The sequence below is a fragment of the Sphaerisporangium sp. NPDC088356 genome (assembly GCF_040685555.1).
In the GTDB taxonomy this organism is placed as follows: Bacteria; Actinomycetota; Actinomycetes; order Streptosporangiales; family Streptosporangiaceae; genus Sphaerisporangium.
This window is the reverse complement of the sequence record NZ_JBFBIK010000098.1, coordinates 1-21,821: the sequence shown is the minus strand read 5'-3', so window position 1 is coordinate 21,821 and position 21,821 is coordinate 1. Positions and strand designations below refer to the sequence as shown.

22 protein-coding genes and 1 pseudogene are annotated in these 21,821 nt (G+C 70.4%); 20 read left to right on the top strand and 3 right to left on the bottom strand.

Annotated features, from left to right (window positions below; all coding sequences use genetic code 11):
- The first annotated feature begins 8 nt into the window (after positions 1 to 8).
- From AB0O34_RS27975 to AB0O34_RS27910, 14 genes are all read left to right on the top strand, one after another.
- On the top strand, positions 9 to 872 hold the full coding sequence (locus AB0O34_RS27975; RefSeq protein ID WP_363920315.1) for an SDR family oxidoreductase: 864 nt from the start codon (positions 9 to 11) through the stop codon (positions 870 to 872).
- A complete protein-coding gene (locus AB0O34_RS27970) occupies positions 869 to 2,251 on the top strand; it encodes an acyclic terpene utilization AtuA family protein (RefSeq protein ID WP_363920313.1) in 1,383 nt (460 codons plus the stop codon). Before AB0O34_RS27975 ends, AB0O34_RS27970 begins: the two co-directional genes overlap by 4 nt.
- Complete coding sequence (locus tag AB0O34_RS27965) at positions 2,235 to 2,573, top strand: hypothetical protein (RefSeq protein ID WP_363920311.1); 339 nt, start codon at positions 2,235 to 2,237, stop codon at positions 2,571 to 2,573. Before AB0O34_RS27970 ends, AB0O34_RS27965 begins: the two co-directional genes overlap by 17 nt.
- Entirely contained in the window at positions 2,570 to 3,379 is an 810-nt protein-coding gene (locus tag AB0O34_RS27960; protein ID WP_363920309.1) for an enoyl-CoA hydratase/isomerase family protein, read from the top strand. Before AB0O34_RS27965 ends, AB0O34_RS27960 begins: the two co-directional genes overlap by 4 nt.
- Before the next feature lie 44 nt (positions 3,380 to 3,423).
- On the top strand, positions 3,424 to 4,365 hold the full coding sequence (locus tag AB0O34_RS27955; RefSeq protein WP_363920307.1) for an IclR family transcriptional regulator: 942 nt from the start codon (positions 3,424 to 3,426) through the stop codon (positions 4,363 to 4,365).
- Positions 4,362 to 5,471: a CoA transferase gene (locus AB0O34_RS27950; protein ID WP_363920305.1), complete on the top strand. Its 1,110-nt coding sequence runs from the start codon at positions 4,362 to 4,364 to the stop codon at positions 5,469 to 5,471. Before AB0O34_RS27955 ends, AB0O34_RS27950 begins: the two co-directional genes overlap by 4 nt.
- Position 5,472: 1 nt before the next feature.
- Entirely contained in the window at positions 5,473 to 6,240 is a 768-nt protein-coding gene (locus AB0O34_RS27945) for an SDR family NAD(P)-dependent oxidoreductase (protein WP_363920303.1), read from the top strand.
- Entirely contained in the window at positions 6,237 to 6,725 is a 489-nt protein-coding gene (locus AB0O34_RS27940; protein ID WP_363920301.1) for a MaoC/PaaZ C-terminal domain-containing protein, read from the top strand. The genes AB0O34_RS27945 and AB0O34_RS27940 overlap by 4 nt, the downstream gene beginning before the upstream one ends.
- Positions 6,722 to 7,867 (top strand): acyl-CoA dehydrogenase family protein, encoded by a 1,146-nt coding sequence (locus AB0O34_RS27935; protein WP_363920299.1) that lies wholly within the window; start codon positions 6,722 to 6,724, stop codon positions 7,865 to 7,867. The genes AB0O34_RS27940 and AB0O34_RS27935 overlap by 4 nt, the downstream gene beginning before the upstream one ends.
- A 27-nt stretch (positions 7,868 to 7,894) precedes the next feature.
- The gene (locus AB0O34_RS27930; RefSeq protein ID WP_363920297.1) at positions 7,895 to 9,058 is read left to right on the top strand and encodes a thiolase family protein; all 1,164 of its coding nucleotides are present in this window, start codon (positions 7,895 to 7,897) and stop codon (positions 9,056 to 9,058) included.
- 151 nt (positions 9,059 to 9,209) lie between these two features.
- Entirely contained in the window at positions 9,210 to 10,004 is a 795-nt protein-coding gene (locus tag AB0O34_RS27925; protein ID WP_363920295.1) for a citryl-CoA lyase, read from the top strand.
- Positions 10,001 to 10,873 carry an enoyl-CoA hydratase-related protein gene (locus AB0O34_RS27920; RefSeq protein WP_363920293.1) on the top strand — a complete coding sequence of 291 codons (873 nt, stop codon included), beginning with the start codon at positions 10,001 to 10,003 and terminating at the stop codon, positions 10,871 to 10,873. The genes AB0O34_RS27925 and AB0O34_RS27920 overlap by 4 nt, the downstream gene beginning before the upstream one ends.
- Positions 10,874 to 10,901: 28 nt before the next feature.
- Entirely contained in the window at positions 10,902 to 12,548 is a 1,647-nt protein-coding gene (locus AB0O34_RS27915) for a class I adenylate-forming enzyme family protein (RefSeq protein ID WP_363920291.1), read from the top strand.
- On the top strand, positions 12,545 to 13,132 hold the full coding sequence (locus AB0O34_RS27910; protein WP_363920289.1) for a biotin transporter BioY: 588 nt from the start codon (positions 12,545 to 12,547) through the stop codon (positions 13,130 to 13,132). The genes AB0O34_RS27915 and AB0O34_RS27910 overlap by 4 nt, the downstream gene beginning before the upstream one ends.
- A gap of 66 nt (positions 13,133 to 13,198) precedes the next feature.
- On the opposite strand, the pseudogene AB0O34_RS27905 reads toward AB0O34_RS27910, so the two are convergent.
- Positions 13,199 to 13,492 (bottom strand): annotated as a pseudogene (locus AB0O34_RS27905) (zinc ribbon domain-containing protein); the annotation flags it as partial.
- Positions 13,493 to 13,506: 14 nt separating this feature from the next.
- Here AB0O34_RS27905 and AB0O34_RS27900 point away from each other — a divergent pair.
- The 4 genes from AB0O34_RS27900 (at position 13,507) to AB0O34_RS27885 (ending at position 17,882) form a co-directional block, all read left to right on the top strand.
- Positions 13,507 to 14,532 (top strand): LLM class F420-dependent oxidoreductase, encoded by a 1,026-nt coding sequence (locus AB0O34_RS27900; protein WP_363920287.1) that lies wholly within the window; start codon positions 13,507 to 13,509, stop codon positions 14,530 to 14,532.
- 61 nt (positions 14,533 to 14,593) lie between these two features.
- Positions 14,594 to 15,439: a crotonase/enoyl-CoA hydratase family protein gene (locus AB0O34_RS27895; protein WP_363920285.1), complete on the top strand. Its 846-nt coding sequence runs from the start codon at positions 14,594 to 14,596 to the stop codon at positions 15,437 to 15,439.
- 460 nt (positions 15,440 to 15,899) lie between these two features.
- The gene (locus AB0O34_RS27890; RefSeq protein WP_363920283.1) at positions 15,900 to 16,538 is read left to right on the top strand and encodes a class I SAM-dependent methyltransferase; all 639 of its coding nucleotides are present in this window, start codon (positions 15,900 to 15,902) and stop codon (positions 16,536 to 16,538) included.
- A 357-nt stretch (positions 16,539 to 16,895) separates the two neighbouring features.
- Entirely contained in the window at positions 16,896 to 17,882 is a 987-nt protein-coding gene (locus AB0O34_RS27885) for an NAD-dependent epimerase/dehydratase family protein (RefSeq protein ID WP_363920281.1), read from the top strand.
- Between the two features lie 122 nt (positions 17,883 to 18,004).
- Here the strand turns inward: AB0O34_RS27885 and AB0O34_RS27880 are convergent, their stop codons facing one another.
- Complete coding sequence (locus AB0O34_RS27880) at positions 18,005 to 19,423, bottom strand: hypothetical protein (RefSeq protein ID WP_363920279.1); 1,419 nt, start codon at positions 19,421 to 19,423, stop codon at positions 18,005 to 18,007.
- Positions 19,424 to 19,516: 93 nt separating this feature from the next.
- Here AB0O34_RS27880 and AB0O34_RS27875 point away from each other — a divergent pair, with 93 nt between their 5' ends.
- Both AB0O34_RS27875 and AB0O34_RS27870 read left to right on the top strand, forming a co-directional pair.
- Complete coding sequence (locus AB0O34_RS27875; RefSeq protein WP_363920277.1) at positions 19,517 to 20,173, top strand: glycosyltransferase family 2 protein; 657 nt, start codon at positions 19,517 to 19,519, stop codon at positions 20,171 to 20,173.
- Positions 20,174 to 20,178: 5 nt separating this feature from the next.
- Positions 20,179 to 20,811 (top strand): TIGR04282 family arsenosugar biosynthesis glycosyltransferase, encoded by a 633-nt coding sequence (locus AB0O34_RS27870; protein WP_363920325.1) that lies wholly within the window; start codon positions 20,179 to 20,181, stop codon positions 20,809 to 20,811.
- Between the two features lie 29 nt (positions 20,812 to 20,840).
- On the opposite strand, the gene AB0O34_RS27865 is transcribed toward AB0O34_RS27870, so the two are convergent.
- Positions 20,841 to 21,422 (bottom strand): methyltransferase domain-containing protein, encoded by a 582-nt coding sequence (locus AB0O34_RS27865; protein WP_363920275.1) that lies wholly within the window; start codon positions 21,420 to 21,422, stop codon positions 20,841 to 20,843.
- Positions 21,423 to 21,821 lie beyond the last annotated feature (399 nt).

Below are 21,821 nucleotides of genomic sequence, written 5' to 3'. Positions count from 1 at the left end.
AGGTGGGCATGGCGCGCGAGACACGCGACGACACCCACGGGACTACTGAACAGGCAGGCCGCGGCGCCAAGGTCGCGCTGGTGACCGGTGCCTCCCGAGGCCTCGGGCGCGCGGTTGCCCGGCATCTGGCACTGGCCGGCCACGACATCGTCGTCAACTTCCGCCGCAACGACGACTTCGCCGCCGAGGCGGTGAAGGAGATCGAGGGGCTCGGCGCACGGGCCATCGCCGTCAAGGCGGACCTCGAGGACGTCGCCCAGATAGACACCATGTTCGACCAGGTGGCCGCGGAGTTCGGCGGGCTCGACGTGCTGGTGTCCAACGCCGCGGCGACGGCGTTCAAACCCCTGCTGGAGCTGTCCGACTCCAACGTCCAGCGGACCCTGCGCCTGACGGTCAATGGCTTCATCCGCTGCGTGCAGCGCGCGGCGCCGCTCATGGAAGGGCGCGGCGGGCGCGTGATCGGCGTCAGCGGCGTCGACAGCCTGCGCTACATGCCGGGACACGGGCTGCTCGGCGCGGCCAAGGCGGCGCTCGAAAGCCTGATCCGCGCCTTCGCCATCGAGTTGGGGCCCCTCGGCATCACCGTGAACGGCGTCTCCCCGGGCGGGTTCGAGACCGACTCCTCGCGCATCTACGGCGGCTCGCAGTACGAGTTCCTGAAGGAACGCTTCACCAGCCAGTCGGGCGTGAAGGACTTCGGCACGGTCGACGACATGGCCGCGGTCATCGCTTTCCTCGCCACACCGCAGGCCCGTTATCTCACCGGCCAGACGATCATCGTCGACGGCGGGGTGTCGGCGAACCTCGGCGACCTCGACCCGATCAACTCGGCGGTCCGCCTCCACGAGAAGGGGAGGGCGCTCGCGTGAAGACGGTACGGCTCGGCGCCGGCTCCGGTTACTGGGGCGACATGCTCGAACCGGCGGTCGACCTGGCACGCCGCGGCAACCTCGACTACCTCGGGTTCGACTTCCTCGCCGAACTCACCATGTCGCTGCTGCAGCGGATCAAGATGAAGGACCCCTCCCGCGGCTACATCCCGGACGTGGTCCCCTGGATGCGGGCGCTGTTGCCCATCACCCACGCCCAGGGCACGCGCATGATCCTCAACGGCGGAGGCACCAACTGCCCGGCCGCCGCCGAGGCGGTCCTCGCCGAGGCGCGCCGAGCGGACCTGTCCGGCGTGCGTGTCGCGATGATCGAAGGTGACGACCTCACGAGCCGGATCGGGGAACTGCGCGCCGCCGGTGTCACCCTCGAGAACCTGGAGGACGGCAGCCGCTCGATCGACGACATCGCCGGCCGCATCGTCTCCGCGCACGCCTACATCGGCTCTGAGTCCATCGTGGAGGCGCTTGAGCAGGGGGCCGGGGTGGTCATCGGCGGCCGGATCGCCGACAGCGCGCTCTACGTCGGCCCGCTCATGCACGAGTTCGGCTGGTCGTTCGAGGACGCTCCGTGGGACCTGCTCGGTGCGGCGATCACCGTGGGCCACGTCATCGAGTGCGCGGGCATCTGCTGCGGCGGCATGAGCTCCCAGTGGAAGCACGTGCCCGAGCCGTGGAACATGGGCTTCCCCATCGCGGAGTTCTGCGAAGACGGGAACGCGCTGATCACCAAGCTGCCGGGCACCGGCGGCCTGATCAACCAGTGGACCATCAAGGAACACCTGCTGTACGAGACTCACGACCCGGCCGACTACCGCATGCCCGACGGCATCGCCGACCTGACGACCGTGCGCGTCACCGAAGCCGGCCGGGACGCGGTCCGCCTCACCGACATGTCGGGCCGCCCGAGGCCGGACATGCTGAAGGTCCAGATCGGCTACACCGACGGCTGGCTGGCCGAGTCGCGGGTGCTGATTCCCTGGCCGGACACCGTCGCCAAGGCCGACCGCTGCGAGGAGATCATCCGCAGGCGTCTCGACATCCTCGGGGTCAAGCCGCGAGAGCTGCGCTTCGATCGCGTCGGCATCGACGCACTCGCGGGCCCGCTGGCCCGTCGCCCCCGCACGGACCCGGAGGAGATCGAGCTCAGGGTCGCCGCGCGTGTCGACACCCGTGAGGAGGCGGAGGCGGTCAAGCGCGAGGTCACGCACGTCACGACGATCGGACCGGTCGGGACGGCGTTCGGCGCGCCGAGCCGCCCCCGCGAGATCATCGCGCTCTGGCCGACCCTGGTGCCGCGCGACCTCGTGCCCACAACGGTCACCGTCGAGGAGGTGGGCAGCCGTGTGGTTGTCGCTTAAGGACCTCGCCTACACCCGCTCCGGCGACAAGGGCGACATCAGCAACATCGGCGTCATGGCCTTCGGGCCCGCGGAGTACCGGGCCCTGCGGACCTGGCTCACCCCCGAGCGTGTCGCGGACTTCTTCTCCGCCCTTGTCACCGGACCCGTCGCCGTCTACGAGCTGCCTCGGATCGAGTCGTTCCAGATCGTGCTGCACGGCGCCCTGGGCGGCGGCGCGACCCGCACGCTTCGCTTCGACGAGACCGGCAAGTCGATGGCGGCGCTGATGGCCCGGATGCCGGTGCCGGCCACGCTCCTCGGAGAGGACCACACGTCATGACCTCTGACCATCTGATCATCGATGCCCCCCGCGAGGGCGTGGTGGTCATCCGGCTCAACCGCCCGGCCAAGCTCAACGCGCTGTCCTGCGACTTCATGGACGAGCTCACCGGTGCGCTGCGCGGGCTCGCCACCTCTGCGACGACGCGCAGCGTGGTCATCACCGGCGAGGGCAGGGCGTTCTGCGCCGGGGGAGACCTCGACGACCTGTACCCGCGCCTGTCCGGCGCGGGAGTGAACGCCGCGCGGCTGTACATGCGCGGCTTCCACCAGGTGATCGAGTCAGTTCGCGAGCTGCCGGCCCCGGTGGTCGCCGCGGTCAACGGCGCCTGCGCGGGAGCCGGGATCAGCCTGGCACTGGCCTGCGACCTCGTCGTCGCCTCCGAGTCCGCCGCCTTCCATCCCAGCTTCACCCGTGCGGGCCTGGTCCCCGACCTCGGTGCGCTGCACTTCTGGCCGAAGCTGCTCGGCCCGCACCGGGCCAAGGAGCTGGCCTTCCTCGCCAAGCCCATGTCCGCCGCGGACGCGCTCCACGCCGGTCTGATCAACCGGGTGGTGCCGGAAGGCACGTCGCTGGAGGCCGCCGTCGAGCTGGCGGCGGAGCTCGCTGGGGGGCCCGCGGCGGCCCTGCAGATGATCAAGAGTGTGATCAACGCGTCGGACGAGGCCGCACTCGACGGTGTCCTGCGCCTTGAATCCTTCGCCCAGGCCATGGCCTTCTACACCGGTGAGGTCGACGAAGGCGTCGCCGCCTTCCACGAACGTCGCGCACCTCGCTTCACCGGCGCACCGGCTGAGGCAGTCTGAACACTCAGCACGCCTGCCGAAGCTTCGAACCGAAAGGACCGCCAGTGTCCGGAACGCCACGCAAGTCCACGTCCGCCCGCCCCGAGTCGCCCCGCGCGGCCGCGGCGGCGCGCGAGGGATACCAGGTTCCCGCCGTGGAGCGCACCATGCTGCTGCTGCGGGCGTTGCAACGGCGTGGCGCGATGAGCCTGGTGGAGCTCATCGAGCAGACCGGCCTGAACAAGAGCACCTGCTGGAGCCTGCTGCGTACCCTCGACCGCGAGCGGTTGGTCGAGCATGACCCCGACACGCGCACGTACCGGCTGGGCATCGGCCTGGTCGAGCTGGGCGCGACCGCGAGCGAACAGCTGACGTACTTGGGGGTCATCAAGCGCTACCTGGCCGAGCTGCTCGAAGAGATGAACGTGACGTTCGTGATCTACCGGCGGCTCGACCAGGAACGGGTGTCCCTGGTCGACAAGCTGGAGCGCCTGCACAGAGTGCGCATCACCGTGCCCGTCGGCACGGAGATCCCCATCCAGGGCGGATCCTTCGGCCGGTGCTTCCTGGCCTACGATCCCCCGGAGGTGCTCGACGCCGTCCTGGCCGGAGGGCTCCAGGCATTCACCCCCAACAGCGTGACCGACGTGGACCTGTTCCGAGGCGAGCTGGCGCAGGTGCGGGAACGCGGCTGGACGGTCGACCACGAAGGGTTCGCCCTCGGCATCAGTACCATCGCGGCGCCGGTCTTCACCGTGTCCGGCGAGCTGCTGCTGGTCGTGGGTGGCGTCGGCATCACGAGCCTGCTGGACGACGACACCGTCGAGCAGTGGGGCGCCCGGCTCAGGCAGACCTGCGATCGCATCGCCCTGAGTCTTGCCACCTCCAGCCCGCCGTGGGGCGGCCGGCCTGCGGGCCGGCGAGCCGTCGCCGGTCCGCAACCCGGCTCGTCGGTCACCGCGCGTGAGAAAGCGGCCGCCACACGGGAGAAGGAGAAGGACAAGTGAGCACGGCGGCACGCCCACTTGCCGGGATCCGGATCGTCGACCTCGCCCTGCTGCTGCCCGGCCCGTGGGCGACGCTCATGCTGTCCGAGCTGGGCGCCGACGTGGTCCACGTGGAGCCGCCGGGGGGCGACCCGCTCAAGGCGATGATGCCGGGCGCCTACGCGTCGGTGAACCGGGGCAAGCGGGTCGTCGAGCTCGACCTGAAGTCCGAGCCTGGCCGGCAGGCCCTGTACGCGCTCGTCGACACCGCCGACGTGTTCGTCGAAGGCTTCCGTCCCGGGACCGCCGATCGCCTGGGCTGCGGGCCCGCCGACATGCGCCGGCGCAACCCCCGGCTGGTGTACTGCTCGCTCAACGGCTACGGCAGCTCGGGCCCCTATGCCCACCACCCGGGCCACGACATCAACTACCTGGCGGTGGCCGGCGTGCTCTTCCTCAGCGGAGACCCCGGCGGACCTCCCCAGCCGGGTGGAGGAGTGCCGGTGGCCGACCTCACCGCGAGCTTGTTCACCACCCAGGCGATCCTCGCCGCCCTCATGCTGCGCGAGCGCGGCGGCGTGGGGAGCACCATCGAGGTTCCCATCGCGGCCGCCGCCCTGAAGCTCCTGGAGCCGCGGATCGCCGAGTACGACCAAGGGGACGCCCCGAGCAAGGCGCGTCTCACCTCGCGTGGCGGTTACGGCGCGTTCGAGTGCCGGGACGGGCGATGGATCGCCGTGGGCTGCATGGAAGAGCACTTCTGGCGGCGGCTGTGCACGAGCGTCGACCGTCCCGACCTGCTCGACGATCCCCGCTTCCCCGACTACGCCGCCCGCCGCCGGCTCGCCGCCGAGGTCAACGCCGCGCTGGCCGAGACCTTCACCCGGCGCACCCGCGCGGAGTGGGTCCGGCTGCTGGTGGCCGCCGACGTGCCCGCGACCCCGGTGAACCAGCTGCACGAGATCGAGGACGACCCCCAGATACGCCACTGGGACATGGTCGAGCGGCTGGGTGCCGTACGCACGGTCCGCCTCCCGTACACGGGGCTGGGCGCCGACGCGGCCCACCTGCCGGAGCGGCACGCCATGGGCACCACCCCCTCCACCACCGCCCCTGAACGGAGCTGAGATGACGGACCGACCAGTCGCGATCGTAACCGGCGGCGCCGGGGGGATAGGACAGGCGACATCCCGGCGGCTCGCCGAGGACGGCGCCCTGGTCGTCCTCGCCGACATCGACGAGGCCGCGGCCAAGGCCGTCGCGGACGCCCTGATGGCAGGCTGGGTGGCGGGCGGGGCGGCGGGCGGGGACCGGCGCGTCGAGCCGGCGGCCCTCGACGTTACGGACCCGGCGTCGGTCCAGCGCCTCGTCGACGACCTGGTCGCCAGGTTCGGCCGCATCGACATCCTCGTCAACAACGCGGGATTCCCCCGCGACGCGCCACTAACCAAGATGACCGACGCGGAGTTCCGCAGCGTGCTCGACGTCTGCCTGTTCGGCTCCTTCGCCTGCGCCCGCGCCGTCGCGCCGGTCATGATCGAGCACCAGTACGGACGGATCGTCAACATGGCGTCCCGTGCCTACCTGGGCAACCCCGGCCAGGCGAACTACTCCGCCGCCAAGGCGGGGGTCGTGGGGCTGACGAAGGCGCTGGCCAAGGAGCTCGGCCGGCACAACATCACCGTCAACGCGGTGGCGCCCGGCATCATCGAGACCGACGCGGTCCGGGCACACCCCAAGTACGACCTGCTGACCTCCCTGGCCCACAAGCAGAACTCCATCCGGCGGCTGGGCAGCCCGGAGGACGTGGCCGACGCGATCGCCTACCTGGCCTCCGCCCGCGCGTCGTTCCTGACCGGTGACGTCCTGCATGTGTCCGGAGGCCGGTTCAGTTGACCGGCCAGGAGGTCCTGTACTTCGAAGACCTGTACCTCGGCATGGCGGCGAGGTCGCCCGGCCGTACGGTCACCGAGGCCGACATCGTGGCCTTCGCCGGCCTGTCGGGAGACTTCAACCCGCTGCACACCGACGCGGAGGTGGCATCGGCCTCCGCCTTCGGCCGGCGCGTGGGGCACGGCCTGCTCGGCACCGCCATCGCCTCAGGCCTGTTCACCCGGACCCCGCTGTCGCAGGCGCTGCAGGGGTCGCTGGTCGCGATGCTCGGCATCGAGTGGCGGTTCGAACGGCCGATCCTCATCGGCGACACGATCCATGTCGAAGCCGAGGTCGTCGAGCTGCGCGAGACCAGCAGGCCCGACCGGGGCCTGGTCGTCATCGAGCGCCGGGTGATCGATCAGTCGGGCACGCGAGTGCAGTCCGGCAAGACGCCGATGCTCGTGACCCGCCGTACCCCAGTGGAACCATCGAAGGGCCAGTCATGACACTTCTCACCGACGAAGAGCGTCTCCTGCGGGAGTCGGTGCGCGCCTTCCTCGACCGCAAGGTCGCGCCCCTGGTCGCCGAGCACGAGCGCGCGCGCACGTTCCCTTGGGACATCCTGCCCGCGTTGCACGATTACGGGTACGTGCGGGGGCTGGTCGCGCCGGAGGACGGCGGCGAGGGCATCGGCTACACCATGCTCGCCATCCTCATGGAGGAAGCCGGTCGTTGCTGGGGGTCCCTGCGCACCACGATGAACATCCTCACGATCGTGCCGTACCTCATCTCGGCCGTGGGCACGCAGGAGCAGAAGGACCGGTTCCTCCCGGGCCTGCTCAGCGGCGAGCGGCGTGGCTGGTTCGCGATGACCGAGTCGGACGCCGGCTCCGACGCCGCGGCGCTGCGGACCATCGCCCGCCGGGACGGCGACGACTACATCCTGTCGGGGCGCAAGCTGTACATCACCAACGCCTCGCACGCCGACATGGGCATCGTCATGGCCACGGTAGACCCCGAGGCGGGCGCCAAGGGCGTGACCGCGTTCCTGCTCGACGGACGCGAGTCGCCGTACGAGGTCCACGAGATCCCGCACATGCCCGTGCGCGGCACCTCCAGCTGCGAGATGGTCTTCGACGACGTCCGGGTCCCGGCTGCCAACGTGCTGGGTGAGGTCGGCCGCGGCCTCGCCACCGCGATGCGCGCGATCAACGTGGGCCGGCTGAACATGGCGATGGGCGCGGTCGGGCTCTCGCAGGCCGCGCTGGAGGAGTCCGTCGCCTTCGCCAAGGCCCGGGAGCAGTTCGGCCGCCAACTCGGGGGCTTCCAGCTCGTCCAGGAGATGGTCGTCGAGATCGCGACGCTGACGCAGACGTCGCGCCTGCTCGGCATGAACGCCGCCCGGACGCTCGACGCCGGCCTTCCCGGCCGGTTCGAGTGCTCCATGGCCAAGTACTACTGCGGGGAGTCGGCCAACCGTGCCGCGTCGCTCGCGCTCCAGGTGCACGGCGGGGCCGGGCTGATGGAGGAGTCGCCGGTCGAGCGAATCTTCCGTGACGCGCGCGAGGCGACCATCCCCGAAGGAACGTCGCAGATCCAGATATTGCAGATGGGACGGGAGCTGCTCGGCGTTTCCGCGCTGCGCTGACCGACGACCGAAGACCAGGAGAAAGACATGGACGCCTTCGTCCTCGGCTCGGTACGGACACCGGTCGGCAAGCGCGGCGGTTCACTCGCGAACACCCGGCCCGACGAGTTGCTCGCGCTCACGCTCCGCGAGCTGGTGACCCGGACGGGCACCGACCCCGCGGCTGTGGACGACGTCCTCGTCGGCTGCGTCAACGCCGTCGAGGAGCAGGGCCGCAACGTCGGACGGCTGGCCGTCCTCGAGGCGGGATTCCCCGTGTCCGTGCCCGCGGTGACGATGAACCGGATGTGCGGGTCCAGCCAGCAGGCCGTCAACTTCGCCGCGCAGGCGGTCATGTCCGGACAGCAGTCACTGGTGATCGCGGCGGGCGTCGAGTCGATGAGCCGCATCCCGCTCGGCTCCGACGCGGGGGACAGCACTCCCTCACCGGCACTTACCGAGCGTTACGAGTTCGTGAACCAGGGCATGGCCGCCGAAATGATCGCCGAGCACTGGCGTATCAGCCGCCGGGAGATGGACGAGTTCAGCGTGGAGAGCCACCACCGCGCGGCGCGCGCGTGGAGCGAGGGCCGGTACGCCGAAGAGTGCTTCCCGGTCGTGTCCGACGCGGCGGCGGGGCTCCTTGGCCGGCCGGGCGGCGACGTACGGCTGGCTCAGGACGAGGGCGTACGTGCCGGCACGAGCATCGAGAAGGTGTCCGCGCTGGCGCCGGCCTTCAAACCCGATGGCAGGGTGCACGCGGGCAACTCCAGCCAGATCAGCGACGGCGCGGCGGCCGTACTGATCGGCAGTGCGGAGACGGCCGAGCGGCTCGGGCTGCGGCCGCGGGCGCGCGTCGTGGCGACGCATGTCGTCGGCGTGGATCCGATCATGATGCTGCACGGCGTCATCGACGCCACGACCGGGTTGCTGGCCCGCACCGGCCTCAAGGCCGACGACGTCGGCCTCTACGAGATCAACGAGGCGTTCGCCAGCGTCGTCCTCGCCTGGGAACGCGAGCTCAAGGTGCCGCTCGACCGGGTCAACGTGAACGGCGGTGCCATCGCCATCGGCCATCCGACGGGCTGTTCCGGCGCGCGGCTGATGACGACGCTGGTGCACGAGATGGCGCGGCGGGACGTCCGGTACGGCGTGCAGGCGATGTGCATCGGTCACGGCATGGCCACCGCCACCTTGCTGGAGCGGGTGTGAGCGCCCCCTCTCGGGAGGCGCTGGACGGCTGGACCCGCCAGCGCCAAGGCGCGGGCGACGGTACGCGTCTTCTCCCGCAAGCTGGTCGACCCGGAGGTTCGGGCTCCAGTGGTCGTTCAGGACATTCTGGTTCTAGAGGATGGAAGCATCGATGACTGACGCCACCCCTGGCGTGATCGGTACCGCTATCGCCACGTCTACCCCGGACGCCATCTATGTCCGGGATCGCAACCTGGTGGACGACCTCCTCGGGAAGGTCGACTTCACCAGCATGATCTTCTTCCACCTGCGTGGCCGTCTGCCGGAGCCCGGCGAGCTCGCCGTGCTCAACTCCGTTCTGGTAGCGGTGATGGAGCACGGGCTCACTCCGAGCTCCATCACGGCCCGGCTGATCTACAGCAGCTCGCCGGAGGCCATGCAGGCGGCGGTCGCCGCCGGGCTGCTCGGCGCGGGAAGCGTCTTCCTCGGCTCGATGGAGGACGCCGCCCGCATCCTGCAGGAGGGCGTGCGCGGCATCGAGGACGGGATCACCGATGCCGAGCGCTACGCCAAGGAGCAGCTGCGGCGACGACTTGACGCACGCCAGACCGTGCCGGGCTTCGGCCACCATATTCACCGCCCGGACGATCCCCGAACCCCACGGCTGCTCGCCATCGCCGAGGAGAACGGTGTCGCGGGCCCCCACGTGGAGCTGCTGCGGGTCTTCAGCCGCGTGATGGACGAGCTCAAGGGTCGTCATGTCACGGTGAACGCGACCGGCGCGGTGGCCGCGGTGCTGTCCGACATCGGGTTCGACTGGGGAATCGTACGCGGGTTCTCCCTCATCGGACGGTCGGCCGGCCTCGTCGGGCACCTACGGGAGGAGCAGGAGCAGCCGCTGGGCAGGCATCTGTGGGCGCTCGCCGAGGCCGAGGTGCCGTACCTCGGGGAGAAGGGCGAGCAGTGAGCACCCACCGGGAGCAGGCCGCAGCGGCCGGCGCGTCGGAGCAGGATGGACGGCCAGGAACGGCCGGCCCGGACCGGGCTGCCGGCTTCACCGAGGACGAGGAGCCGTTGGCGGTGCGTTACGAACGCGGGCCGGACGGAATCGGATGGCTGACGATCGACCGGCCCGAGGCCGCCAACGCCCTCGACGCCAGAGCTCGCCGGCAGCTGTGGCATGCGCTGGAGCGGTTCCGCGACGACGAGGCGGCCGCCGTGCTCGTCATGACGGGAGCGGGGGACAAGGCATTCTGCGCCGGCGGTGACCTCAAAGAGATGGCGACGACGGAACTGCGGGTGCCCCCACCGGACTTCCTGCCGTATCTCAATCGCACGTTTCCGCTGGACAAGCCGGTCATCGCCGCGGTCAACGGCGTCGCGCTCGGCGGGGGATTCCTCCTCGCGCAGATGGCGGATCTGTGCGTGGCCGCGGAGCACGCCACCTTCGGCATCACCGAGGCCAAGTGGGGGCGTGGCGCGCCCTGGGCCGCTCCGCTGCCGTGGCTGATCCCCCCGCGGATCGCTCTGGAGATGCTGATGACCGGGGAGCCCATCCCGGCCGCCCGGGCCCACGAGCTGGGCCTGGTCAACTCGGTCGTACCCGCGGACCGGTTGCGAGCGACAGCGGTCACGCTCGCCGCGCGGATCGCCGCCAACGCACCTCTCTCCGTTCGCGCCTCCAAGGCCATGGTGTACGCCGCCGCCGAGCGCGGCTGGCGAGAGGCCCTCGACGAGGCGGACCGCATTTTCGAACCGGTGTATCTCAGCGACGACGCGCAAGAAGGACCGCGTGCCTTCCGCGAGCGTCGCGCCCCTCGATGGACAGGGTCGTGACCTGCCGCTTCCGTAAGGAGTATGGGATATGTACCAGGAAGCACTCGGACAGACCGTCAACACGATGCTCGACTACTCCTGCGACCGCTGGGGCCAACGCGAGGCCCTGGTCTACGGTGACGAGCGCCTGACCTTCTTCCAACTGCGCCGCCGTGTGGCGACGCTGGCAGCGGCCCTGCAGGACATCGGCGTCGGGAAGGGCGACAAGGTCGCCTTCCTGCTGGGGGTGACCCCGGACTGGGTCGTCCTGTTCTACGCCGCGATGAGGCTGGGCGCCATCGCGGTGCCGCTCAACATGACATGGGTCGGGCGCGAGATCGAGGAAGGGCTCGCCCTGACGGACGCGAACGTCCTCGTCGTCGTCGACGACTTCCGCGGAGTCGACTACGTCTCGGTCGTGGCCGAGCAACTCGACGGCCTGTCCGGCTCCACGCCGGATGCCGTCGCCTGCCCGCGGCTGCCGCACCTCCGCACCATCATCACGACCAGTAAGACGGGAAAGACCTATCCCTTCGCCTACGACCTGCGGCAACTGGAGACCGACGGCGGTTCGTACGACGCCGGGCGCTTCCGCGGCATGAGCGCCGAGGTGGGCCCCGACGCTGAGTCGATCTTCCTGCTCACCTCGGGCACGACGAGCTTCCCCAAGCCCGTCATCCACACCCACCAGTCACTGCTGGTCGGCGTCGCCGGCTACGCCGACGGCATCGAGGCGCATGAAGGCGACTCCATCCTCATCATCGCGCCGAACTATCATGTGGCCGGCTACCTGACGCTGCTCATGCCTCACCTGCGGGGGGCCCCGGTTCACCTCATGGAGTTCTACGTGCCCGACGGCGCGCTGGACATCATCGAACGAGAACGCATCTCCCTCGTCTTCGGATTCGACGTGCATTTTCTGATGATGGCGCGCCATCCCAGGTTCACGATGTACGACATTTCGAGCATCACCCGGACGATGATCGGCTCGTCGCCTAGCTCCTTCGACGAGATCGCGGCCATGGGCATCACCCACCAGGGCAACATCTACGGGTCGAGCGAGTACGTCGCGTCCCAGGCGTACTTTCCCTACCGCGACCGCCACGACGTAGAACGCATGCGGCTGTCGCACGGGCGGCCCATGCTCGGGAGCCAGGTCCGGATCATCGACCCCGGCAGCGGCCAGACCCTGGGTCCCGACCAGCCCGGCGAGATCTGCATCAAGGGCCCGGCACTGTTCAAGGGGTACTACAACATGCCCGAGGAGACCGCTGCGGCTTTCGACGCGGACGGTTTCTTTCACAGCGGCGACTACGGCTGGTTGGACTCCGCGGGTTACGTCTACTACCGCGGCCGCTACAAAGAAACGATCAAGACTGGCGGCGAGAACGTGAGCGCGCAGGAGGTGGAGCTCTTCCTGCAGATGGAGACTCCCTGGATCCAGAAGGCGCTGGTCGTCGCGGTCCCCGACGAGAAGTGGGGCGAGGCCGTCACCGCCGTCGTGGAGGTGAAGCCCGGCCACAGGGTGTCGGAGGAAGACATTCGCGAGTACTGCCGCGGCAGGCTGGCCGGATACAAGATCCCCAAGCGCGTGGTCTTCGTCGGCACCGATGACTGGGTCGTCACCCCGACCGGCAAGCTGGACCGCGGCGCCATGGCGAGAAGGGCCAATTCGGAGCTGGGGGTGTCGCGGTGACGGGGTCGCGAACCTCGATGGCGCTCCCAGCGCCGTCCCATTTGGTCGACCTGCTTCCCGGCGACCGCGCGCGAGACGTGGGAATCGTCCTGTCCGGCGCGGTGCTGACCGGCCTGGCGGCCCAGGTGGCGATGCCCCTGCCGTTCACACCCGTCCCGCTCACCCTGCAGACGCTCGCGGTGCTGCTCGTCGGAGCGGTCACCGGACCCGTGCGAGCACTTCTGTCCATGGGCGTCTACGTGGCCGCCGGCCTGGCCGGGGTTCCCTGGTTCGCCGGCGGCGCTTCCGGCACCGGCGGGGCGACCTTCGGCTACGTTGTCGGATTCGTCGTGGCCGCCGGCGTCGTGGGGTGGCTCAGCCAGGGCGCCCGGACCAGGTCCCCCCTGCGGATGGCGGCTCTGATGCTCCTGGGCAACTTGGTGATCTATGCCATCGGGGTTCCGTGGCTCGCGTTGGCCAGTGGGGCATCGATCGGCACAGCGGCATCCCTCGGCCTGCTTCCCTTCGTAGCGGGGGACCTGGTTAAGACAGCCGCGGCGGCCGCCCTGCTGCCGGTCGCATGGCGACTGGCCCACCGCAGATGACCTCGGTACATCTTGAACATCCTCCCGGCCCTGAAGGGCTGGGATTCCAACCGTCGCCGGTTGGGTTTCCTGCTTCACTGCCGGTCCCCCCGTCCGAGAGGACTCTCGTTGAGGTCTTACACCAGCTCCACAGGCGTTTTACCTCTCCGCCAGCCCGGCGGCGAGGATGTTCTTGGCTGCGTTGACGTCCCGGTCGTTGACCGCGCCGCAGGCACACGTCCACTCGCGGACGCGCAACGGCATCGCCTCTCGCAGCGTGCCGCACGCGCTGCACAGCTTGGAGGAGGGGAACCACCGGTCGATCGCGACCAGTTCCCGCCCGTACCAGGCGGTCTTGTACTCCAGCATGGACCGCAGTTCCTCGGAGGTAACTGATGAAGGTCGACAGTGACGGAGGAACCGCGCTCGAGCCGCGCGACGTGGTCAAGGCGGCCGTCGAGGCGGAACGGATCGGCTACGACGCCATCTGGCTGCCGGAGGCGCGGCACGATCCCTTCATCGGTCTCGCGCTCGCCGCCGAGCGCACCGAGCGCATCGAACTCGGCACGTCCATCGCCGTGGCGTTCGCCCGCAATCCGATGACAACGGCCATGTTGGCGAACGACCTTCAACTGGTGTCGGGCGGGCGGTTCATTCTCGGCCTCGGCTCGCAGATCGAGGCCCATATCACCAAACGGTTCAGCATGCCGTGGTCGCGTCCGGCCGCACGGATGCGTGAGTTCGTGTGTGCGATCCGGGCGATCTGGGACAGCTGGGCCACCGGAGACCGGCTCAAGTTCCGTGGCGACTTCTACACCCATACTCTGATGACGCCGTTCTTCAGCCCGGGACCCAATCCGTACGGAAACCCCGAGATCTACCTCGCCGGCGTCGGCGAGTACATGACCGAGGTGGCGGGAGAGGTCGCGGACGGCTTCATCTGCCATCCCTTCACCACCGAACGCCACCTGCGCGAGGTCACCCTTCCTGCCTTGCGGAGAGGTCGTGCCAAGGCGGGCGGCTCCCTCGACGGGTTCGAGATCAGCCGGCCGTCTCTGCTGGTGACCGGCAACGACGAGCGGGAACTGGCGGCGGCCGTCAAGGCGGCGAAGCAACAGATCGCCTTCTACGGATCGACCCCGGCGTACCGGCAGGTGCTGGACCTGCACGGCTGGGGTGACCTACAGGACGAACTGAACCGTATGTCGAAGCGGGGCCAGTGGGACGAGATGTCCGCCGCCATCGACGACGAGGTGCTCGAGACATTCGCCGTCGTGGGCGAGCCGGAGCAGATCGCCGACCAGCTCGCCAAGCGCTACGGGGACATAGCCACCCGTGTCTCCTTCTACGCCCCAGACAACAGTGGTCAGCGCCGGTGGGCCAAAGTGTTCGCCGCGCTGCGGATGGCCGAGGACAGCTGAGGTGGGCTCGCCCCGGCGCTCGCCGGCCCTTCCGCCACGAGGAGCAGAGGAGCAACTTTAGATGGTCAATGATCAGGGTGTCTTCGACGATCTAGTCGCCCTGCGGGTCACGCGCTTCGGCGCCGTCAGCGAGGTGACGCTGCTCGGCCCGGGCAAGGGCAACGCGATGGGTCCCGACTTCTGGCGGGAGCTGCCGCTCGTTTTCCGGGCACTCGACGCGGACCCCGACGTGCGAGCCGTGACGCTCACCGGCAGTGGCCAGCACTTCTCGTACGGGCTTGACCTTGCGGCCATGCTCCCTCGATGGGCGTACGTGCTCGAGGAGAGCGGAGGTTCGGCGGAGCAACGCACCGCTTTCCTTAGGGAGATCCGCGCCCTCCAGGCGGCTTTCGACGCCGTGTCGACGTGCCGGAAGCCCGTGGTCGCGGCCGTGTCCGGGTGGTGCATCGGCGGAGGCGTCGACCTGATCGCCGCGGCTGACGTCCGGATGGCCAGTGCCGATGCCCGGTTCAGCGTCCGGGAGGTCAGAGTGGGGATCGTGGCGGACGGGGGCAGCCTGCAGCGCCTTCCCGGAATCATCGGTGAAGGTCACATCCGGGAGCTGGCCTTCACCGGGAAGGACATCGACGCGGCTCGCGCCGAGCGGATCGGCCTGGTCAACGACGTATACGCCGACCGTGCCGCCGTCCTGGACGCCGCAAGGGAGCTTGCCGCGGAGATCGCCGCCAACCCGCCTCTCGTGGTGCAGGGCGTGAAGGAGATTCTGAACGCAGACCGAGGGCTGGAGATCGCCGCCGGGCTTCGCTACGTGAGCGCATGGAACGCCGCCTTCATGCCGAGCCACGACCTCAACGAGGCCGTGCAGGCACTCAGGCAACGTCGCACGCCGACGTTCCTTGGCACCTGATCACCGGGGCTCTTCGAACGACGCCGGATAAGGCGACCCCCGGGTAGGCGTAGGTCGGTCATGTCGGCGGTCACCTCCGCGGCACCGACCACCGCGTTCCCCTCGCCGCTTCCCTCTCCAGGGCGCTGCCCGGTTAGCTACAGTCCAACACCATGCGTTATATCCGATATGTAGTGATCGGGGTTGTTTTGCGATGATGATCACACAAGCTGAGCTGGGAGCCTTTCGCGGCGGCACGTACCCACTGCGCATTAGCAGCTCGGATCTTGCCCTTCCCAAGACGTTCGATGTGGATTAGCACCCGGCTCCGGTCTACCGCGACCGATATCGAACCAGCCGACCTCGGCGACATGCCCGCGCCGAGTTCCCGTGACCACCCCTTGAACCCTCGAAAGTCCCGTCGCCGTCCGCCTTCGTAATCGGTTCGACCGCGCCGGTCGATGGACTACAGTCGTCCGCCGTGACCGAATCCTCCTCCTATCTAACTGCGACGACAGAGGCCTACGATGCCGTCGCCGTTCTCTACGCCGAGTTCGTCCGGGGCAGCCTCGACCGCCTGCCTCTGGATCGCGCAGTGCTCGCCGCGTTCGCCGACTTCATGCGGACCGCCGGTGCCGGGCCCGTCGCCGAGGTCGGATGTGGCCCCGGATATATGACGGCGCACCTGCGGGACCTGGGACTGGATGCCTTCGGCGTCGACCTGTCGCCTGTGATGATCGATCTTGCCCGTGAGGCCTACCCCGACCTGCGCTTCCAAGTCGGCTCAATGGACGCCTTGGACCTGGCCGACGGCGAACTGGGCGGCATCGTGTCCTGGTACTCCGTCATCCATACTCCGCCGCAAGAACTGCCACCGTACTTCGCCGAGTTCCGCCGGGTGCTGGCCCCGGGCGGCTACCTCCTGCTCGGCTTCTTCGAATCTGAGGGCGGGCCGTTGGTGGCATTCGATCACAAGGTGGCGCCAGCCTACCGGTGGCCGATCGACAGCCTCGCCGAGCTGGCGCGCGAGGCACACTTCGTCGAGGTGGGGCGGATGTTGCGCGAGCCCGGCGAAGAAGAGCGGTTCCGCCGAGGCCATCTGCTGATGCGTAGACAGTAGATTCGACAGACGGCCGGCGGCCCGCAGTCCCGCCGCCGTTCGGGACCGGCGCCCACGAGGCCTTCCCGGCGCTGGCCAGCTCCGCGACGAGGGCGTGATCAAGGCGGTCGGCCGGCACGCCCGCACGGCGGGCGGACGGCGCGCCGGATGGTGATCTGAACCTCGACCCGCGTCGGACGTCCCCCTGACACACCGCGCTGCCGTCGGCCGCCACGATGGATGGTGTGGCAAGCCCATAGTCCAGTGCCTGGGATCCGGGAAAGGCCGCCGCCGGTGTCGGCCAAGAATTCTTACGGCCTTCGAACGCTCCTGGGCCGTTCCGCCCCGGCCGGTGGGATGGGGCCTACCGTCGGCCGGGTGAGAGTACTCGTGACCGGTTCGGCCGGGTTCATCGGAAGCCATGTCGTCGAGGCGCTGGAGGAGGCCGGGCACGACGTGACGGGTGTCGATCTTCGGAACGGGGAGGACGTGCGCGACACCGCCACCCTGGACCGGGTGCTCCCCGGCGTGGAGGCGGTGGTGCACCAGGCCGCCAAGGTCGGGCTCGGCGTGGACGTCGCGGATCTGCCGGAATACACGTCGGTCAACGCTTATGGCACCGCCGTGCTACTCGCCGCTATGGCCGGGCACGGCACCGGGCGGCTGGTGCTGGCATCCTCGATGGTCGTCTACGGGGAGGGGGCCTACGAGTGCGCGCGGCACGGGAGGGTGCGGCCGGGCCCACGTGCCGCCGCCGACCTGGCACAGAGGTGGTTCGAACCGCGCTGCCCCCGGTGCGGCTCCCCCGTGGCGCCCGTCACGATCGGCGAGGAGGCGCCCGCCGACCCGCGCAACGTCTACGCCACCACCAAGCTCGCCCAGGAGCACCTGTCCGCCAACTGGGCGCGGGAGACCGGCGGCACGGCGGTCGCGTTGCGCTACCACAACGTGTACGGGCCGAGGATGCCCAGGGACACACCGTACTCCGGGGTGGCGGCGATCTTCCGGTCCGCGCTGGAGGCCGGCCGCGCGCCGAGGGTGTTCGAGGACGGCCGGCAACGGCGCGACTTCGTGCACGTGCGCGACGTCGCCCGGGCGAACCTCGCCGCCCTGTCCGGCGGCACGCCGGGAGCCCTGGCCGCGTACAACATCGCCAGCGGCGAGCCGCGCACGGTCGGCGAGATGGCCGCCGCGCTCGCCGCCGAGCGGGGCGGCCCGGACCCGGTCCTCACCGGCGAGTACCGGCTCGGCGACGTCCGGCACATCGTGGCCTCACCCGGCCGGGCCGCCGAGGAGCTCGGCTTCCGGGCGCGCACCACCTTCTCCGAGGGCATGAAGGAGTTCGCCGGCGCTCCTCTTGCCTGACTCGCCCATATGAGGTCCCGGCGGGTTGCCTGACCAGCCCATGTGAGGTCCCGGCGGGGCGGCGAAGAAGGCGTCACGCCGGGTCGCGGCCGTGTCGGCGACGCGAGAGGGACGGCCCGCGGTCACCAGGGAGAGGCGACCAGCCCTTGCAGCAGCAGACCGGTCAACGCCTGCGCGGCGAGCATGCGGCGGCCGGGCGCGTACGCCGCCGCCAGGCCGATCCACACGGCGAAGGGCACCCAGATGCGCTCCACCTCTCCCCGCGTCACCCCGCTGACGTCCAGCGCCAGCACCGCCACCAGCGCCGCGGCCACCACGGCGGCGACCCCGTGGCGGCGTGCCAGGTTCATCACGGCGGCGGCGATCCCGGCCACAGGGATGGGGTCACGAGGATCCCCGCCGACCGCGGCGACGGCCGGGCAGTGAGTGAGGAGGCGCCCCGCACGGACGAGGCCCGCGGTGGTGGCCGGGCCGGTGATCAGGGCGAGGACGGCCAGGTTCGCCACCAGGAAGTACAGGTACGGGCGGGCCGCGCCCGGGTCGGCGGCCCACTGCGCGTGGGTGGCCGCCACCCCCGCGAGCCACGAGAAACCAGCCACCGCGAACACGCCCGTCACGGCCGCCGCCCCGGCCAGGGCCGCGAGCACCGCCGGGCGCGGCAGCCGGGCCAGCACGGCGACGGTCACCGGGATCACCAGATAAGGGACCAGCCCGTAGCTCAGGTACGGCAGAGCGCCCAGCAGCACCCCCGCCCCGCCCGCGAACCACGTCCTGGCCCCGGTACTCCGGCCGAGCACCAGGAGCGCGACGCCCCACGCGCCGGCACCGGCGAAGAAGGCGTCCATCGTGGTGGCGATCCAGACCGAGGCCGGGGTGAGGGCGAGGTACGGCAACACCCGCCGGGCCGCCTCCTCCCCCGCCAGGCGGCGCACGGTCAGCCCGATCGCCACCGTGGCCGAACAGCCGACGACGATCACCAAGATCGCCGCCCACAGCGGCCCGCCCACCCCCACGGCGGCCAGTGCCCACACCACCAGCACCGGCAGCGGCGGATGGCCACGCACGTGCGTCGGATACTCCGGCAGCCGCTGGGTGAAGGAAGCCAGCCAGGCGAGCGGGTCGTGACCCACGGCGGGCAGCACAGCCAGGTACTCCTCGCGGTGATTGAACGGTGCGGCCAGTCCGCCGGCCGATATGGCCAACAAGATCGTCCAGGCCAGCGCGCACCCGTAGGCGACGAGCAGGGCTCGTCCGAACCCGCCCTCCCCCACCCATCCCGGCAGGTTCCGTACGGCGACCACCGCGAAGGCGGCCACCGGCAGCAGCGTGACCGTGAGCACCCGGAAGTGCGCGTGCAGCGGCGGCAGGCGATCGATGCGCAGCACGCCCAGCGCGTGCAGGACCGCCCCTGCCGCGAAGCAGCCGGCGATCAGCACCGCCCACCCGGCGAGCGCCCAGCGCGTCCCGCGGCCGCTCCTGCCGCCCCCGTCGTACACGCGCGGGGCAGGAGCGGCCGTACCTCGATCCGATCTTTCCGCCACACCGTAACAGTAGGTCTGAGCTGGGCTTATTTTGAAGACGGCGTCACCACACCGTAAGAATCTTCAGGTCCGCCCTGCCTTAGCGTCGTACCCATGCAGATCGACGTGATACTGCCGTGCCTGGACGAGGAGGCCGCGCTTCCCTGGGTCCTGGAGCGCATGCCGGCCGGCTACCGGCCCATCGTGGTGGACAACGGGTCGGCGGACGACTCGGTGAAGATCGCCACCGGACTCGGGGCCCGGGTGCTCGTGGAGCCGCGGCGCGGGTTCGGCGCCGCGTGCAACGCCGGGCTGCTGGCCGCGACCTCGGACATCGTCGCCTTCATGGACGCCGACGCCTCCCTCGACCCGCGGCAACTGCCCAGGGTGACCGGGCCCGTAGGAGCCGGAGACGCCGACCTGATGCTCGGCCGACGGATCGCCCGGTCGGCTCGCGCCTGGCCGCCGCACGCGCGCGCCGCCAACGCCCTGCTGGCCCACCGGCTGCGCCGCCGCACCGGGGCCGCGTTGCACGACCTCGGCCCGATGCGCGCGGCCCGCCGTACCGGGCTCCTCGCCCTGGCCCTGCGGGATCGCAGGTTCGGCTACCCGCTGGAGATGGTGCTGCGCGCCGCCGCGGACGGCTGGCGGATCGCGGAGGCCGAGGTGGACTACCTTCCGCGCGCGGGCCGCTCCAAGGTCACCGGCACGGTACGCGGCACCGTGCGCGCCATCGGCGACATGCGGCGGGTAATCAGGGAGACCGCGTGACGCAGATGCTGGTCATCGCCAAGGAGCCGGTACCCGGCCAGGTCAAGACCCGGCTCTGTCCACCGTGCACCGGGGAACAGGCGGCCCGGCTCGCGGCCGCCGCCCTGGAGGACACCCTGCACACCGTGGCGGCGACCCGCGCGCCGCACCAGATCCTCGCCCTCCAGGGGCTACCGGGTCCCTGGCTGCCACCCGGTTTCACGGTGATCCCGCAACGCGGGCGTGGGTTGGACGAGCGGCTCGCGGCGGCCTTCACCGACGCCCACGGGCTGCACCCGGTGCCGACCGTACTCGTCGGCATGGACACCCCTCAGCTCACCCCGCCCCTGCTCGCGGACGCCGCCGCCGCGCTGACCCGGTATGACGCGGTGTACGGCCCCGCCGCGGACGGCGGCTTCTGGCTCCTTGGCCTGCGCCGCCCCGATCCCGCACTGCTGCTGGGAGTGCCCATGTCACAACCGGGCACCGGAGCGGCCCAGCTCCGGCGCCTGCGCCAGGCCGGACTGAGCACGGCCCACATGCCCGAACTGCGCGACGTCGACACCTTCGCCGACGCCTGCCATGTCGCGGCACAGGCATCCGGCACCCGGTTCGCCGCGACGCTGGACGCCGTGCGCCTGAGCATGGCCGCCCGCTGACCGCGCCCACCCACCGCGCCGCTCGCGCTTCAGGTCAGGGTGGCGAACCATCGTCCCGCCTCGTTCCACCGATCCGCGAAAGGGAAGCCACAGGTGCGGGCGAGCGGTCCGATGTCGTCGGCGGAGACCGTCGCCCAGGGAAACCAGTCGGCCACCTGCCCGCCGCGACGCAGCCGCACCCACTCCACCCCGCTCGGCGACCCGGGCGGCGCCAGCTCGGCGATCACCGCGCCGCCGGGCCGTACCAGCTCGCGGAGCCGGCGCAGCAGGGCGTCCGGGTCACCGCCGATGCCGATGTTCCCGTCGGCCAGCAGCGCCACGGCCCAGCGGCCGGTGCCGGGCAGCCGCTCGAAGACGCTTCTGCGCAGCGCAGGCGCACCGGCGCGCCGCGTCAGCGTCACCGCCAGCGGGGTGATGTCGATGCCGAGGACCGGCACGCCCATCCGGGCCAGGGCCGCGGTCAGCCGGCCGGGCCCGGAACCGACGTCGAGCGTCGGCCCGCCGCACCTGGCCAGCAGTTCCCCGTCACCCTCGATCGGCCGCAGCCATCGCTCGGCGGCCAGGGGCCGGACCCGTCCGCTGGAGTACTCCACCTCCACCTCCTCTCCCATCAAGGCGTCCTCATAGAAGGCACCGATCACGCGGCGTCCCCCCGTTCGCCGGATCCCGTGGCCGGAAAGCCGGGACCGCCGCGATTGTCGTGGACCGGCCCGCATGCCGCGGGCGAACGCGGCGGACGACCGTTCATGGCGAAATGATCGATCACGGTCCGACGCTACAGCGGAATGCATTCGTTGACTCTTACGAGTCTGTGACGTGACGCCGGGGCCGCCGACCGCAGTGAAAGGTGTCCTGACCAGGTAGGACGCCTCAGACAGGCGTGGGCGACCTGCATGCACTTGTTGCTGTGCGCGGCGGCCAGGGTGAACGGCTCGTCGACGTTGCGGAACGCCGGAACCTCGATGAGGAGGCGTCCGGATGTGCTCGCGTGACATGACGCCCGGCGCGGC

Excerpts from the sequence above, each read along its gene's own strand:
- AB0O34_RS27915 (WP_363920291.1), top strand. The coding sequence starts at position 10,902 with ATGTACCAGGAAGCACTCGGACAGACCGTCAACACGATGCTCGACTAC.
- AB0O34_RS27945 (WP_363920303.1), top strand. The coding sequence starts at position 5,473 with ATGACGGACCGACCAGTCGCGATCGTAACCGGCGGCGCCGGGGGGATA.
- AB0O34_RS27875 (WP_363920277.1), top strand. The coding sequence starts at position 19,517 with ATGCAGATCGACGTGATACTGCCGTGCCTGGACGAGGAGGCCGCGCTT.
- AB0O34_RS27865 (WP_363920275.1), bottom strand. The coding sequence starts at position 21,422 with ATGGGAGAGGAGGTGGAGGTGGAGTACTCCAGCGGACGGGTCCGGCCC.
- AB0O34_RS27900 (WP_363920287.1), top strand. The coding sequence starts at position 13,507 with ATGAAGGTCGACAGTGACGGAGGAACCGCGCTCGAGCCGCGCGACGTG.
- AB0O34_RS27925 (WP_363920295.1), top strand. The coding sequence starts at position 9,210 with ATGACTGACGCCACCCCTGGCGTGATCGGTACCGCTATCGCCACGTCT.
- AB0O34_RS27870 (WP_363920325.1), top strand. The coding sequence starts at position 20,179 with ATGCTGGTCATCGCCAAGGAGCCGGTACCCGGCCAGGTCAAGACCCGG.
- AB0O34_RS27975 (WP_363920315.1), top strand. The coding sequence starts at position 9 with ATGGCGCGCGAGACACGCGACGACACCCACGGGACTACTGAACAGGCA.
- AB0O34_RS27895 (WP_363920285.1), top strand. The coding sequence starts at position 14,594 with ATGGTCAATGATCAGGGTGTCTTCGACGATCTAGTCGCCCTGCGGGTC.
- AB0O34_RS27935 (WP_363920299.1), top strand. The coding sequence starts at position 6,722 with ATGACACTTCTCACCGACGAAGAGCGTCTCCTGCGGGAGTCGGTGCGC.
- AB0O34_RS27930 (WP_363920297.1), top strand. The coding sequence starts at position 7,895 with ATGGACGCCTTCGTCCTCGGCTCGGTACGGACACCGGTCGGCAAGCGC.
- AB0O34_RS27960 (WP_363920309.1), top strand. The coding sequence starts at position 2,570 with ATGACCTCTGACCATCTGATCATCGATGCCCCCCGCGAGGGCGTGGTG.